The sequence below is a fragment of the Ruegeria sp. CDSA246 genome, assembly GCF_059611225.1.
In genome coordinates this window covers 43,786-58,876 of record NZ_JBXWPD010000011.1, presented here as the reverse complement: position 1 = coordinate 58,876, position 15,091 = coordinate 43,786, and the positions used below count along the sequence as shown (strand labels likewise).

The following is a 15,091-nucleotide window of genomic DNA, read 5'->3' as shown; positions in this document are numbered from 1 at the left end:
CAGCAACGCGCCAGCGGTCATATTCCCGTCGACACTCTGGTCCGAGCGTCGACGATTTCGAGTATCCGGTTGCGCTGAATTTTACCCGATGGCCCCTTTGGCAGATCGTGCAGAATGTGAACCTCGTCAGGGGATTTGAACCGACCCAGCTTGGTCTCACAAATTGCTAAAAGGGTCAGCGAGGTCAGTTCGGACCCGTCGCGGATTTTGACAGCGGCCTCGACGGTTTCGCCATAGCTACGGCAGGGGCGTGCAAAGGCTGCGGCTTCGACAACGTCGGGGTGGGAATAAAGCGCCTCGTCGATCTCACGCGGGGCGATGTTCTCGCCGCCCTTGATGATCAGCTCTTTCAAGCGGCCCGTGACATAGACGTATCCATCCTCATCCATCCGCGCCAGATCGCCGGTGCGAAGCCATCCATCGGCCGTAAATGTGCCCGCAGTCGCATCCGGGTCCTTGAGGTATTCAAGCATCACGTTCGGGCCGCGTATGACCAGCTCTCCCTCGGTTCCGTGCGGGACGGGCTGTTGGTTCGCATCCCGGATCGCGGCGTCGTTTCCATAGGCAACGCCCGGTGAGCCGATTTTGCGCACACCCGGCGGAAGTGGGTTCGACAGGATCTGCGCGGCGGTTTCGGTAAGCCCCATGGTTTCGACGATAGGAACGTCGAATCGTTCTTCGAAAGCCCGTTGTACGTCCGGTGCCAGCGCGGACGAGGCAGAGCGCCCGAACCGCAACCGCTGGCGGGTTTGGATGTCCGGATTGGTGTCGGATTGCAGCAGATGAGAGATGATGGTCGGGACTACCGAAAACCAAGTTGCCTCAGTTTTTCCAAGATTGTCCCAGAACCGGCTGGCCGAAAACCGTTCGCACATAGCCAGGGACCCGCCCGAAACGAGGGTTCCCATCACAGTCACGCACAGACCGTTGATGTGATAGATCGGCAGGACGCAGAAACCGCGATCCGTGTCGGTCAGCTCATGTGCGACAGCGGTGGTCCAGCCGCCTGCCAAAAGGCTGGAATGGGTATGAACAACGCCCTTTGGTCTGCCGGTTGTGCCTGAGGTGTACATGAGAAGGGCATGATCATCGGGCGTCAGGTCGTAAAGCTGGGTATCTGCGTCACCAGCACCGGCGACCTGCAAAGGCTTGGTCACGGCAGGGTCGGCTGTTCGGCCAAACAACTCTGCTTGATCCGGGTGCACGAAGGCAAAGCGCGCGCCGCTGTGTTCAAGTGCGTAGGCTACGGCACTGTCGCCAGCGACGAGATTGATCATGGTTGCCCGGAATCCGCCATAGAGTACGCCGAACAAGGCGATAAGAGCCTCGCGGCAATTGGGATAGACAAGGGCGACGCTTTCGCCTTTTTGCGCCCCAAGGCTGGTCAACATGCTTGCGACGTTTTTGGCCGAGCCGCGCAATTCAGCCCAGCTCAGATCCTGTGCGCCATCGGGAAACACAAACCCGGTTCCGCCCTGATCGGCTCTTAGGTCCAGCCAATCGCGGACCGTTCCTTTGGGCGGTTCCATCATTGGCCAGCCTCCCTCCAATACGCGCCGAATACGTCCTCGAGCGCGGGTTCGCGTGGGGCTATTTCACGCACAATTTTGGTGGTCTGGACGAAGTGCCGCCAATGCAGGTTGGTATCGATAGAGTTTCCGCCCCAACTGCCGCATCCCATAGACAGAGAGAAAGGCATTCCGTTGGTGAAGCTGCCGCCCGTGGCAAAGGTATGGGCCTGGTTCACGATAACCCGGCAGGTGGGTAACTCTCGGCCCAGCTCAATGGCGCGTGCGTCGTCGCTGGTGTGAATTCCGACCGAATGTCCGGCTCCCTGATAGGCCAGGACGCGCGCTGCTGTGGCCTTGGCAGCCGCATAGTCCGACGTCCGGTACAGCGCCAGAACGCGGCTCAGCTTTTCTCCGGACAGGGGATGATCGGGACCGATCCCATCGGTCTCTACCGCCAGAAACTTTGTGCCTTCGGGTGCTTTGTCTGCCATCCCCAACGCATCAAGCATCTTGTCGGCGTCCTGAGCGATCGCGGATCGGTTGAGGTGCCCGTCCGGCCAGAGACGCGCAATGATACCTGCGGCATCGGATGCGGGGACCAGCGCGCCACCTTCGGCGGCCATTGCTGCGACAAAGTCATCATAGACCGCGTCTACCACCACAACTGCGTTTTCGGACGAGCACGAAGTCGCATTATCAAAACACTTTGACGCCGTGATCTTGGCTGCCGCCGCCGACAGATCGGCGGTTTCATCGACAATCACGATGACATTGCCTGCACCAACCGCGACAGCCGGTGTGCCGCAGGACTGAGCGCGGTGAACGTTGTTCTGACTGCCGGTGCAGATCACCCGATCCGAGGTCTCCATCAGCCGTTGGGTTTTGGATTTTGATCCCGGTGCGGGGATCATCTGAACCAGATCCCGATCCAGACCCAGCGTGTCAAACTCCGCGTGGATGAAGCTTAGCAGCTTCTCACAGGATGCCACGCCCTTGGGCGAGGGGGCGACGACGATAGCATTGCCACCTTTGAGAGCATTAATGATGTTGTTGGCCGGTGTTGCGGCCGGATTGGTCGAAGGAACCACCGCGCCTACGACGCCGATCGCACGGGCGATTTCTGTGATCCCTGTTTCAGGATCGTCGCTGATGATGCCATATGTCTTTGCCTCGGCAATGTCGCGCAGAAGACCCAGAGTTTTGCGATGGTTCTTGGTAATCTTGTCGGGGACATTGCCCAGTCCGGTGGTTTCAACCGCCAGTTCTGCCAGTGCCTGATTGCGTGCGGGTTCCATGATCGCCCAACCTGCCGCCAGCGCCGCCTTGTCATAGAGCGCCTGACTGCCAGTTGCCTCATAGGCAGCCTGAGCCTTGCGTGCCTGTGCCACGATCCGGTCCACTTCGGCGATTTCGGGGGCTATGTCGTTTGGAGCGTTCATTTTGGTCCTCGATTGGTTGTCCGGGGCGGGTTCTGCCCGCCCCGATTGGGGTCGGTTAAAGACCAGCCAGCAATTCGTTCAGCGTTTGCTGGCGCTGCGCCCACATCTCGATCACTTCGTCACGTGTCATGATGTGCATGGGCGAGCCACCCGCCTCCATCTTCTTGGAAACGCGAGAATTGGCGAACATCTCGGGCACGGTTGCGGCCAATTTTTCAATCACCTCAGGAGGTGTTCCCTTGGGCACCATTACACCCCGGAAATTGACCGAGGAGTTGTCCACGTCCAACCCCTGTTCCATCATCGTCGGAACATCCGGCAGAAACGCATTGCGCTCAAGATCAGCAACGCCGAGGATCTTCACATTGCCCGCCTCTTGCGCGCGGAACGCATCGGACAGGTTGTTGATGCCGCCCATGACTTCACCAGCGATGACGGCCTTCATGGCTGCTGCTCCGCCACCTTTGGTCGGGATGTAGGCCATCTTGGTCCCGGCTGCCTTGTCGATCTGCAGTGCCGCGATGTGGTGGCCCACAAAAAGGCCCGCGCCGGATACCGTCAGCTTGCCCGGGTTTTCCTTGGCATAGGCGACAACGTCATCCATCGAGTTGAACTCACTGTCGGCACCAACCACGAACACGGCCGGGTCTGCGCCCCAGTTCGCGATGGGTTCAAAGCTGTCGGTCGAATATTCGACGCCACCCTTGATCGACTGGGCGATGAAATGAGGAACGTTGTACGCACCCAGCGTATAGCCATCTGGATCGGCCTGAGTTGCGAACCAGTTCCAGCCAACGCGCCCACCGGCACCAGGCTTGTTGATGATGGCGATGGGCATTCCCAGCGCATCCTCGTTTCCAGATGTCATCGTGACGATCCGGGCCTGAAAATCGGTCGCGCCTCCGGCCCCGTAACTGACCATCATCATGATCGGCCGTTCGGGATATTCCTCGGCCATTGCCGCGCCCGTCAGGCCCGTCAGAGCCATTGCTGCCCCTGCAATCAATCGTTTCATTTTGCGTTTCCTCCCTGATTTAGTTCATCCGCGCATTTGCGTGTTCAGAACAGAATTTCTCTTGGTGTGTAGACGTTCAAAAGCATGGCAAAGAGCCCGTACATCACCGCCACAAAGACCGCCGTGATGATCCCGCGTTTGATCCAGGTTTTGACCTCGGAATGGGGGGCGGGGTCGTAGATCGACAGCAGGGTAAAAAAGGCGATGGTTGTTGCGGTGTAGAACCCCAGCGTCTTCGCCGCCCAGAAAACATAGATCAGCGTGATGATCAGACCCGGCAGCATGTTCACGAACATCGTCCGCGTCACGCCGTTTCCGACCTTGGACAGACCCATGACCGCTTTGCCAAATGTCCATCCGGCCAGAACCACAAAGACCGTCGCTATGAGGCGTGGGAACAGGAACGCTTCGGCGGGTTGTTGCGTGTAACTGACCCATGCGACCCACAGACCAACGGCAAAGACCAGACCTGACCCGAATACGTGCTGTGAGCGGTTCATGCCTGTGCCTCCTCTTTGGTGGTGTAGCGGCGGCTGCGCAGTTCCATCCAGACCGAATAGGCGATCGAGGCCAGTACGACGGCAATCAGGAACAGGTTCAGCCCTCCGGTCATGAAGTACGACGCCTTGCCCACGGTCGCGTCAGCGATCATTCCACCCTGGATGAAGTTGGCCTCGGCGATTGGCCCGAGGATCAGACCCAGTACCAGCGGCGCAGCCGAGAAACCGAAGCGTTCCAAAAAGAACATCCCGATTCCGAGGCACGCCATCACGTAGACGTCGCCCATCGAACCTTGAACCGAGTATGCGCCAAAGACCGACAAGGCCAGAACGATGGCGGCCATGACGGATTGCGGAACCTGAGCAACACGGGCCGCAAGCCCTGCAATATAGAGTCCGAAGATACACATCAGCACCTGGCCAATCAGCATCGAGTTGATGAAGGTCCAAGCGACATCGGGGTGATTGTCAAACAGGTCCGAGCCCGGGAAAATTCCGTGGATCAGCAACCCGCCCAACAACACAGCCGCGGTCGGGCTGCCGGGGATGGACAGCGTCAGCAGCGGGACAAGCGAAGGGCCAACCATTGCGTTGTTGGCGGATTCCGCGGCGATGACGCCCTCGGAATGGCCGGTGCCGAACTTTTCTTTTTCCGACGAGAACTTCTTGGTCTGGTCATAGGCGACAAGGCCCGCGATCTGCCCACCGACACCGGGGATCAGGCCGATGATCGAGCCCGTCAGCGTGCCGATGCTTAGCGCACGGGCGCGGCTGAACAGTTCCTTGAACGCCGCCATGATTGAATGGCGCTGCACTTCGATCACTTCGGCACCTGTGTTGTGGCGCCCCTTGGCAAACATGGTCAGCACCTGTGGGATCGCAAACAGGCCAATCAACGCGGCAATAATGTTTATGCCGCCGCCCAGTGCAGGGTGAAAGATAAAGCGTTGTGCACCCATGATGTCGTCGAACCCGATGGTCGCCAGCCACAACCCGATGCAACCGGACAGCAGCCCCTTGACCACTGAGGCGGAATCAAGTGTTCCGATGACCGTCACCCCCAGAATGGCCAGCCAGAACAGATGCGATGGTCCAAAGGCAAGCGCCCATTGCGCCAAAACGGGCGTCAGGAAGATCAGCAGCAGAACACCAAAAATTCCGCCCACGGCCGATGCCAGAAAAGACAGCTGCAAGGCGCGGGCACCTTCGCCTTTTTGGGCCATCGTGTGGCCATCCAGAGTGGTGGCGATATTCGCCGGAGCGCCAGGGATCTTCAGCAAGATGGCACTGACGGCTCCGCCAGCCACAGTTGAAGTATAGGCCGCCCCCAGCAGGATCAGGCCTTGCGCGGCCTCAAGTTGGAAGGTGAACGGGATCAACAGGGCCACCGCCATCGTTGGTGAAAGGCCGGGGGTCGCGCCCAGGATCAGCCCTCCGATCGTGCCGCCCAAAAGCAGCAGGAACGACATCGGCGTGAACACATCTCCGAAGTAGTAAATGAATTCCATCCTGGGCCTCCCAACCCGTCCGTTCGCACTTTTACCTTTGTTGACAAATCAGGTTAGGGGATGAAAATAGTATTGCAAATGTTTTCATAAATTTGACCGGATAGGGTAAAATTATGACTATCTTTCAAAAGGGTAAGGTGGATATTGTGGCCGTTGCAAAGGCTGCAAAGGTGTCGCCATCTACGGTTTCACGTACTTTCAATCACCCCGATCTGGTCAACCCGGCGACTCGCAAAAAGATCAACAAAGCGGTGCAGCGCTTGGGATACATCCGCAACCGCGCCGCCCAAACGATGCATGGAAAACGGTCGGGAACAATTGGCCTTGTGGTGCCCACAATCAACCATGCCATTTTTTCCGAGGTTATTCAGGCCTTTTCGGATTCGATCGACCAGGCAGGATTCAGCCTGTTGCTGGCGTCGCATGGGTATGACCTGGATCGGGAATACGCGATGGTTCGCAAGTTTCTTGAACATCGCGTGGACGGTGTGGCGCTGGTCGGGTTGGAACATTCCGACGCCACCAACCGCTTGATCACACAGCAAAAGATTCCCGCGCTGGCAATCTGGAATTACTCAGAAGAATCACCCCTGCCTTGCGTTGGTGCGGACAACCATCTGGCCGGACGATTGGCGGCCGAACACCTGCTAGATTTGGGGCACCGTGACATCGGGTTGATCTTTCCCGAAACTCAGGGGAACGACCGCGCGCAGCACCGCCTTTCCGCAGTGCATGACGCATTGGGCGAACAGGGGGTTTCCGTACCTGATGAGCATGAAACCCAAGCGCCGTACAGTGTTTCTCAGGCCAAGCAGGCAGCCATGGCCCTTTTGACGACGCCGAAACGTCCGACGGCATTGCTGTGCGGCAATGACGTCATTGCGCAGGGGGCGCTGTTTGCTGCCCAAAAGCTTGGTTTAAGCGTTCCCGATGATCTGTCGATAATTGGTATCGGAGATTTCAAGGGCTCAGCTGACGTCGAGCCGGGCCTTACAACCATCCGCATTCCCGCAGAAACCATCGGAGCACTGGCCGGTGAGAAATTCACCGACTTTATTACGTCGGATGACCCCAAGCATTTCAGCATCCGCTGTGATTTGGAATGTGTCGCCAGAAAAACGACCCGTTCGCTGGCGACCTGACAGGCCTCGGCAGAATAGTTAGGCTATGATTGCCTCAATCTTATCCAGCGTGGCCGCATTGACTGCAACGCCGTCGGTATGTGCCTGCCTGCGCTTGCCGCCGCGCCCATCGCCGGGCAGATGCGCTCCGTTCTGTGCACGGATTGCGCCGACCAACTCGCTGATCCCCGAAGTAAACGCATCGCCAGAGGTGGCGGTCGGGTCGATCGCAATGAAGAACTGCCCGGTCTTGGGGGGGCCACCGGCGGTGCCGGAAAAAGGCGAGGCGTTAATGCCAAGGGTCGCGCCGGTCAGGGCTGCGGCCAGTACCTCGGTCAGCAGGGCAACACCGACGCCTTTGTAACCGCCTGACGGTGCCATCGACCCCTTAAGGCCGACATTCGGGTCCGTGGTCGGGTTGCCATCTGCGTCCAAAGCCCAGCCAACCGGGATCGGTTTGCCTTCGCGGGCGTGTTTCATGACCTCGCTTTTGGCAATCGTGCTGGCGCTTTGGTCGATCAGCAGGGCGGGCTGGCCGTCCGCGCCCGGCGCCGCGATCGAGAAAGGGTTGGTTCCGACGACGGGTTTTGCGCCGCCCGAAGGCGCGATCGAGGCCGGAGCGTTGGTGAACCCCAATCCCACCAATCCGGCCTGCGCCAACCGGTATGTATGGTAGCCAAGGACACCGCAGTTATAGCTGTTGCGGATCGACAGTGCCGCGATCCCTTGTTCACGTGCAGCTGGGATAAGGGCCTCGAAACCCATATCAATTGCGGAATGGGCAAAGCCGGTTGCTGCGTCCACGTTCACTGCGCCGGGGCGTGGGCGCGACAGTTCCGGTTGGGCTGTTCCGTCCACTTTCCCACATTGCACGTGCTCGCAATAGATCGGGATGTAAGCCAGGCCGTGGCTGGCGACCCCATCCGCCTCGGTTGCCGCGGTGGCAACGGCCAATGGCCGGGCGTTGGCTTCGGATGTTCCTGCGGCGACAAGCGCGCGGAAGGCCAGATCTTCGATCTGCTCAAGGGTCAGGGTACGGGTTTTGATCATCGGGGCCTCTTTAATCGTTGTCGGATAAGCCCGCGCCGGCCCCGCGCAAGCGGGATTCCTCGGTGGCGGGGGCGTATGTGCGGTGGGCGAACCGGTTCAGAATGTCCCAATCAGTTGGATCAGGTTCCGCCCGTGTTCGACGGGGGACTGGTGCGGTCAGTTGGCCACCGATTTGCACCGAAACCTGTTGTGCCCTATCCGAAAGTGGGGCGTTCAGGGACAGGTCAAATCCGTCGGTTTCTACCTGTGCACGGTCACAGTCAACACTCACGCAGGTCTGTAACACGCGCGCCGCATTGGCCGCGAATGGAAGCAGCAAGACAGGTACAGCTACATTCTTTATCTCAATCGAGGATGAATTCAGTTGCTGCGCACAATCTGACAGCAATGCGCCAGTTACCAAAGGGCAAAGCTCGCTATCACTCTGCCATTCTCTGCTCAGATCGGCCGGGGTGTGTTGTTTAGGTGCGCGCGTCAATTCCAGTTGCAGCAGCTGAGCCAAAGCACCGGTGCCGTTTTGCCCCCGCGCGCACAGCCAGCGTGTTGCTTTCGCGGCTTCCTCGGCCAGTCCCCAGCTATATTCGGCACCACGCGCCGCGCGCTTTGCGGTGGCTTCGATCTCATTTAGCGAGACGTTCATGAAGATAGCTCCGGATAGACCCACAGATCTGCGGTGCTGGGATTCAGGTCTTCAGGGTAGGGCGCGCCAGCGTACATGCAGATACGGACCCAGCGGTCCGAGCGCGGATCAAAATGCGTGGCACCGAAAAACGACAGCTTGGCCCGGAGCATATCGATGGGCATGACGTCTGCGCTTATCGTGTTGTCGCGAAGCTCGCCATACGGGGCTACAACGCCGATCTGCGCGCGCCGCACCGTGTGGCGGTGCTCGGGATGGCGCAGAAGGAACTCGGCTATCGGCCTGTCGTCCTGCCAATTCTCAAGGTCCGTGAAAGCCAGCGCGGCGTCTCTGGCCGGGGAAAGGGGCTGTTCGTATTCGGCAATTGGTTCCTCGAACCGTTCACCCAAGCGAGGTTCCAGTTTTTCTTCAGACACGTACCAGGCGCGCGCGCAGTTCGCCTCGGCCGACCAATCCATATCCAGTGCCCAGCCAAAGCGGTCGCGGATCGCGGTGCGGACCTGATCGACGGTCATGCCCCCATCAATAACCTGTGCCTGAGCATTCCCGTCAGCCATACAACCGGTCAGGCCATCAACCAGCTCGCCATAGGGTTCCAGAATAAGCGACGCGAGCAGTTCCTGCCCTTCTTCGCCAAGTGTGGTTTCCGACCAGCGGATGAGCCGATCCCACGGGCGGTCCTGCTTCAGGTCATTTTCGTCCAGATAGCCGGAAATGGCTGTTAGATCGGCATTCAGTGAGGCAATCTTCTCAATCTGGACCGGATGCTCGGATCGCCACCACGACATCGATAACTTGCTGCGATCATAGATGTCCCGAAAGTGTCGGGCTTCGTCCTCTGACGCTGATTGCAGAGACCGAACACGTGCCAACGCCTCTTCGCGCGCCATGATCCAGTTGTTGAACAATACCGGGTGATTGACGATGAACGGAGCCATCCCCAATCCGGTTGAGTTTCCGATGCCCAGCCACTGTGCAATCTCGGGGTTCAGTTTAGCCGACTGCATGCCGCCCTTGGCGAGGGCCATATGTTGCACCAGATCGCGGACAAATGTTCGCGTCAGGTAGACCGACAGCATTTCCGCCTGAAAGGGTGCGTGCAGTTCTGGCCGGTTCGCAATCTTCTCGCGATCCGCGGCGCCGAACTTGCCCGATCCGTAAACGGCTGTCGTCCGCATCAGGTAGCCGACTTTATGGATTTGTTCCAAGTCGGGCTGTTGTCCGGCGGCCAACTTGTCGACAACGTGCTTCCACAAACGCACGGACCGGTTGGCACGAGACAGGGACAACTCGCTTTCGCTTACGCGCCCTGCCTCTTGCAAAGGAACGTTTTCTGACAGGCGTTGGATGTCCTGCTTCGTTGGGATGCCATCGAATAATGCGAAAGTGGCGTCCCACGCCTCGGCGATCACCCGGTCCGACCGTTGTTCGGGCGGCAGGTCGTGGGCGAACGCAACCAGCGAATAGGCGCGATCCGGACCTTGCGCCGTGTAGACAGCGTGGCCGACGCCGTTTTCGTCGATCTCAAAAACAGGGCGCGTAAAGGCCCAGTTCTCGCGCGCCATACGTCGGGTCAGTTGCCGCATGAAGCTAAGTCTGCACTGATGCAGCGAGCCCAGCCGCGACAGGCGCATAACCTGCTCAGGATCGCGTCGCGGGATATCAGTACTGACGTGGCTCATGCGGTTCGTAGTCCAAAGTTCTGATCGAAAAAGCGGTACCAGTTGCCGCCCATGATGCCCGAGACTTCTTCGGCGTTCATGCCAACGTTGCGCAGCCCGGTTTCGATATTGCCGAAGTCGCGATTGTCCTCGAACCAGCTCGGCATTGGCGGAAAGCCGGGATTGCTGGCGGAACCTTCGCCATAGTCAATTTCCTTGGTCCAGCGACCAACGCGCATCCATTCGACGATGCTGTCGGGCTGATCCTGACACAGGTCAGTTCCAATCCCTAGATGTTGTGCACCGTATTTGTCGGCCGTACGGGCAATCATTTCGCAAAAGCTCTCCAGCGTGCAGTCGGACTTGTCTTTCAAGTGATGAGGGTAGACCGAAAAGCCCAACATCCCACCGTTTTCGGTCACAGCCCGGATCACCGCATCGCGCTTGTTGCGCAGGGCAGGGGACCATTCGTGCGGGTTGGCATGCGTAATGGCGATGGGACGTTCGGAGATCTCGGCCGCTTCTATGGTCGAACGATCCGCCGAATGGCTCATGTCGACTACCAGCCCCACACGGTTCATCTCTTTGATGACCTGTTTGCCCATGCGGGTGATGCCGGTGTCCTCGGCCTCGTAACAGCCGGTCGCCAGCAGGGACTGGTTGTTATAGGTCAACTGCATGAACCGCGCGCCCAGATCGTGCAGGATTTCAACCAGCCCGATATCGTCTTCGATGGGTGAGGGGTTCTGGAACCCAAAGAACACGGCCGTCCGCCCGGTTTCCCGGGCGATGTCGATGTCGCTGGCCCAACGGCCTTTCATGATCAGGTCTGGAAATTGCTCAAACCAGCGGTTCCACTTTTCAAAGTTCAGAACCGTTTCGCGAAAGTTCTCGTGATATGAGATGGTGACGTGGATCGCATCCACGCCCCCTTCGCGCAGTTGGCGGAAGATTTTCTCCGACCAGTTGGCGTATTGCAGCCCGTCGATGCGCATCAGACCGGGGTCCCGGCGCTGATGTATGCAGTTTTGACCGTGGTGTAGAACTCCGCCGCTGCCTTGCCCTGCTCACGTGGACCGTAAGAGCTGTCACCGCGTCCGCCGAAGGGCACGTGATAGTCGGTGCCCGCTGTCGGAAGGTTCACGGTCACAACACCAGTGCGCGCGTTGCGGCGGAAGTGGGTCGCGCGAGCGAGGCTTTGCGTCACGATGCCCGAAGTCAGTCCAAAGTTGGTTGCGTTCACCACGCTCAGCGCTTCGTCATAGCTGCCGACCTTGATGACGCTGGTCAACGGCGCGAACATCTCTTCGCGGTTGATCCGCATATCGTTGTTGGTGTTCAGGAACACGCCGGGGGACATGTAGAAACCGTCATGCGGCATCTCAAGTCGCTGACCACCGCAGGCCAGCTCGGCACCTTCGGATTTACCCAGATCGACATAGGCCAAATTTTCGTTCAGTTGCTGTTCACTGACGACCGGCCCCATTTGAACGCCGTCTTCCAGCGCGTGGCCGACTTTCATGGCCTGCGCACCCGCGACAAGTTTTTCGACAAATGCATCGTGCACACCGGCATGAACGACCAGACGCGAGGATGCGGTACATTTTTGACCTGTACCGCCAAAAGCTCCGCCCAATGCCAGCGTCACCGCCAGATCCAGATCGGCGTCATCCATCACGGCCAGCGCGTTTTTCGATCCCATCTCCATCTGAACTTTGGTCAGGTTCTGAATCGCAGCGGCGGCGATGCCTTTGCCAACCGGAACGGAACCGGTGAAGGAAATCGCGTTGACCTTGGGGCTTTCAACCAGCCGCTGACCGATCGAGCGGCCCGACCCCATGACAAGGCTGAATAGACCCTTGGGGATGTCCTGACGTTCGATGATCTCGGTCAGGGCTACGGCAGAAGCCGGCGTGATGTTGGCGGGTTTCCAGACAACTGCGTTGCCATAGCACAGCGCCGGAGCAATCTTCCAAGAGGCCGTCGCGGTCGGGAAGTTCCAAGGGCTAATGATGGCTACGACGCCCACGGCCTCGCGGCGAACGTCAATTTCAACACCGGGGCGGACGCTGTCGGCGTTTTCACCGATCTGGCGCAGGCATTCGGCTGCGTAATAGGTAAAGAACTGACCGGCGCGGTAAACCTCGCCCTTGCCTTCGGCCAGCGGCTTGCCTTCTTCGCGGGCCAGCAGGGTTCCCAGCTCTTCGGCGCGCGACATTAGCTCGTTGCCGATGTTCATCAGAACCGCTTGCTTGCGTTCGGGACCGTAGGCTTCCCATTCTGCCTGTGCAATACGCGCCTGATCCAATGTGGCCTCAAGCTGATCGGCGCTGGCCTGAGCAAACATGCCAACCAGATCGCTCAGATCCGAAGGGTTGCGGTTTTCAATTTCGGTCTCGCCCGCCAGCCATTCGCCAGCAATCAGGTTCAGTTTTGTCACGATGCGCCCCAGAGTCATGAAAATTGGTCTGGCGCAGAATGGCTTTTTGAGTAGATATCAGTCAAACTCAAATAAATTGAGCAAACTTCAAAAAAGGTGAAGCTTGGCGATCAAGATCGAGACCTTACGGTGTTTTTGCACCGTTGCCCAAACAGGCAACCTGATCGAGGCGGCCGACCGGTTGGGCCGCACGCAGTCGGCGGTCTCGATGACCCTCAAGCAATTTGAGGATCATCTGGGTAAAAAGCTCTTTGAAGGAGAGCGCAAAAACCAGTTGTCCCCGTTGGGGTTACAGGTTTTCGAAGTGGCATTGAAACAAGTCCGCCAATTCGATCAGGCCGTCTTGGATATTATGGCCGCAGCAAAAGCAGAGCACGGGTTGCTGCGCATCGCGTCCGTTCCATCGGTTGCGGCGCTGATTTTCCCTAAGGTTCTGGCCTATGTCACAAAGCGCTTTCCCGGCGTAAAAGTCGAATTGCGCGACACAGATACTCAGCAGGTTTTGGACGCGCTGGTTGAGGGTAAAGCGGATATTGGCATCGCCTCAGGTCAGCACGCGCTGAACGGAGTTCGGTCGCTTCCGTTGTTCGAAGACAGGTTTGGGCTGGTATGCACCTCTGATCACCGTTTGATACGACAGCCAAATACGCCAACAATTGACGAAGTCCTGACACTTCCGTTTATACGGAACGCGCTGTGCGATCTGATTCAATCGCCCAAGTTCCGGGCATCCGAAGCGCAGGCGGATGTTACTGTTCACAACACCCATTCCCTTATCACAATGGTCAAGACCGGGGATTGGGTAACGGTGTTGCCGCAATCGGTCGCCAGTTTCATGCCCGAGGCGACGGCGTTTCGCGAAATTGCGGATTTGCCCGATCAGCGCCAGGTCTGCCTCTATGTCAGTGAACATGCGCGGTTCAAACATCTGACTGAAGAGGCGGTCGCTTACATTCTGGAACTGGGCGCTGCCTGATGGCAGAGTACGAGTTCACGGCCAATTTTCGACAAAGCCGAAACATTTCTATGATAATATCGAATTTGAGAGCTTCTTGGACGTAACGCTTGATGGGTGACGCGTCACCATGTTTCAGTTTTTCTTGCCGGGTCGGCGCATCGTGCGGCTGACCCAAAAATGGGAAAGCATCGGCTTTCCGACATTGTTTGCAAGGTGCACCACGGCCCTCGGGCATAGAAAAACAGCGCCGCAGACATCCAACATGGAGACACAAATGAAAAAATTAGCCACGTTACTGGGAGGCGCATCCGCTGTGATCGCTGGACCCGCCCTTGCTGCTGATATCGTGATCGGCGTGCCGAACTGGCCTTCGGTAAATGCGACGGCACATATTTTGAAAGTTGCGATCGAACAGAACCTCGGTCTTGAGGTTGAACTTCAGAATGGCACCAACCCGATTGTGTTCGAGGCGATGGACTCCGGTGCCATGCACGTACATCCTGAAGTTTGGATGCCCAACCAGCAAAACCTGCATGATACCTACGTAAAAGATAAGGGAACGGTTACGTTCAACGCAAACGGAGTTGAAGCCTTCCAAGGTATGTGCGTCGACAAGGCAACAGCAGAAGCACATGGCATTACGTCCATTGAAGACCTGACAAACCCCGACAATGCTGCGCTGTTTGACAGCAACGGTGATGGCCAGGGCGAACTTTGGATCGGCGCGCCAGGATGGGCGTCGACCAACGTCGAAAAAATTCGGGCCAAATCCTATGGTTATGACCAGGTTTTTGAACTGACAGAAATTGACGAGACAGTGGCTTACGCGAATCTCGACAATGCTATCAAGGCAGGCGAGCCGTGGGTTGGGTTCTGCTACACGCCGCACTACGTGTTCGCCCTGCATGACATGCAGATTCTGGAAGAACCGGCTTACGACGCGGCCAAGTGGAACGTGCTGCAGCCCACAGATGATCCGGATTGGCTGGAAAAATCCGAGGCCGGTGTTGCCTGGGATCTTGCCTACCTGCATTTGCACTTCGCAAAGTCGCTTGAGGAAGAATACCCGGAAGTGGCGACCATGCTGTCCAACATGAAACTGGATACGGACACGGTTTCGGCGATGACCTTTGCGTTGGTGATCGAAGGCCAAGAGCCTTTGGCTTATGCCGAGGAGTGGGTCGGTGCGAACGAAGATGCCGTTCTGGGTTGGATGTCAAATTGATTGACGCCCACCGGAATTGAAAC

The 15,091-nt window shown here is 58.1% G+C and carries 13 protein-coding genes; 3 read left to right on the top strand and 10 right to left on the bottom strand.

Going from position 1 to position 15,091, the window contains the following annotated elements; translation table 11 throughout:
- Window positions 1–17: 17 nt before the first annotated feature.
- Genes AC2FI9_RS15190 through AC2FI9_RS15170 form a run of 5 tightly spaced genes read right to left on the bottom strand, consistent with a single transcriptional unit; the run spans window position 18 to window position 5,973 of the window.
- The gene (locus AC2FI9_RS15190; protein ID WP_496768773.1) at window positions 18–1,532 is read right to left on the bottom strand and encodes an AMP-binding protein; all 1,515 of its coding nucleotides are present in this window, start codon (window positions 1,530–1,532) and stop codon (window positions 18–20) included.
- On the bottom strand, window positions 1,529–2,950 hold the full coding sequence (sauS, locus tag AC2FI9_RS15185; protein ID WP_496768771.1) for an acylating sulfoacetaldehyde dehydrogenase: 1,422 nt from the start codon (window positions 2,948–2,950) through the stop codon (window positions 1,529–1,531). The genes AC2FI9_RS15190 and sauS overlap by 4 nt, the downstream gene beginning before the upstream one ends.
- A 55-nt stretch (window positions 2,951–3,005) precedes the next feature.
- Complete coding sequence (locus AC2FI9_RS15180) at window positions 3,006–3,965, bottom strand: Bug family tripartite tricarboxylate transporter substrate binding protein (RefSeq protein ID WP_472723032.1); 960 nt, start codon at window positions 3,963–3,965, stop codon at window positions 3,006–3,008.
- Window positions 3,966–4,009: 44 nt separating this feature from the next.
- Window positions 4,010–4,465, bottom strand: a complete 456-nt coding sequence (locus AC2FI9_RS15175) for a tripartite tricarboxylate transporter TctB family protein (RefSeq protein WP_496696361.1) — start codon at window positions 4,463–4,465, stop codon at window positions 4,010–4,012.
- The gene (locus tag AC2FI9_RS15170) at window positions 4,462–5,973 is read right to left on the bottom strand and encodes a tripartite tricarboxylate transporter permease (protein WP_496768769.1); all 1,512 of its coding nucleotides are present in this window, start codon (window positions 5,971–5,973) and stop codon (window positions 4,462–4,464) included. Before AC2FI9_RS15170 ends, AC2FI9_RS15175 begins: the two co-directional genes overlap by 4 nt.
- 113 nt (window positions 5,974–6,086) lie before the next feature.
- Between AC2FI9_RS15170 and AC2FI9_RS15165 the strand changes: the two genes are divergently transcribed.
- A complete protein-coding gene (locus AC2FI9_RS15165; RefSeq protein ID WP_496768767.1) occupies window positions 6,087–7,115 on the top strand; it encodes a LacI family DNA-binding transcriptional regulator in 1,029 nt (342 codons plus the stop codon).
- An 18-nt stretch (window positions 7,116–7,133) separates the two neighbouring features.
- On the opposite strand, the gene AC2FI9_RS15160 is transcribed toward AC2FI9_RS15165, so the two are convergent.
- From AC2FI9_RS15160 to AC2FI9_RS15140, 5 genes are read right to left on the bottom strand one after another with little or no spacing between them, the layout of a single operon-like run.
- Window positions 7,134–8,144 (bottom strand): Ldh family oxidoreductase, encoded by a 1,011-nt coding sequence (locus AC2FI9_RS15160; RefSeq protein WP_496768765.1) that lies wholly within the window; start codon window positions 8,142–8,144, stop codon window positions 7,134–7,136.
- Between the two features lie 10 nt (window positions 8,145–8,154).
- Window positions 8,155–8,784 (bottom strand): DUF3726 domain-containing protein, encoded by a 630-nt coding sequence (locus AC2FI9_RS15155; protein WP_496768763.1) that lies wholly within the window; start codon window positions 8,782–8,784, stop codon window positions 8,155–8,157.
- Window positions 8,781–10,466 carry a hypothetical protein gene (locus tag AC2FI9_RS15150; RefSeq protein ID WP_496768761.1) on the bottom strand — a complete coding sequence of 562 codons (1,686 nt, stop codon included), beginning with the start codon at window positions 10,464–10,466 and terminating at the stop codon, window positions 8,781–8,783. The genes AC2FI9_RS15155 and AC2FI9_RS15150 overlap by 4 nt, the downstream gene beginning before the upstream one ends.
- Window positions 10,463–11,440, bottom strand: coding sequence for a membrane dipeptidase (locus tag AC2FI9_RS15145; protein ID WP_496738299.1), 978 nt, complete (start codon window positions 11,438–11,440; stop codon window positions 10,463–10,465). Before AC2FI9_RS15145 ends, AC2FI9_RS15150 begins: the two co-directional genes overlap by 4 nt.
- Window positions 11,440–12,903: an aldehyde dehydrogenase family protein gene (locus AC2FI9_RS15140; protein WP_496768759.1), complete on the bottom strand. Its 1,464-nt coding sequence runs from the start codon at window positions 12,901–12,903 to the stop codon at window positions 11,440–11,442. The genes AC2FI9_RS15145 and AC2FI9_RS15140 overlap by 1 nt, the downstream gene beginning before the upstream one ends.
- A gap of 85 nt (window positions 12,904–12,988) precedes the next feature.
- Between AC2FI9_RS15140 and AC2FI9_RS15135 the strand changes: the two genes are divergently transcribed.
- The gene (locus AC2FI9_RS15135) at window positions 12,989–13,861 is read left to right on the top strand and encodes a LysR family transcriptional regulator (RefSeq protein WP_496768756.1); all 873 of its coding nucleotides are present in this window, start codon (window positions 12,989–12,991) and stop codon (window positions 13,859–13,861) included.
- A 256-nt stretch (window positions 13,862–14,117) separates the two neighbouring features.
- Complete coding sequence (locus tag AC2FI9_RS15130) at window positions 14,118–15,068, top strand: ABC transporter substrate-binding protein (protein ID WP_058279528.1); 951 nt, start codon at window positions 14,118–14,120, stop codon at window positions 15,066–15,068.
- Window positions 15,069–15,091: the final 23 nt, after the last annotated feature.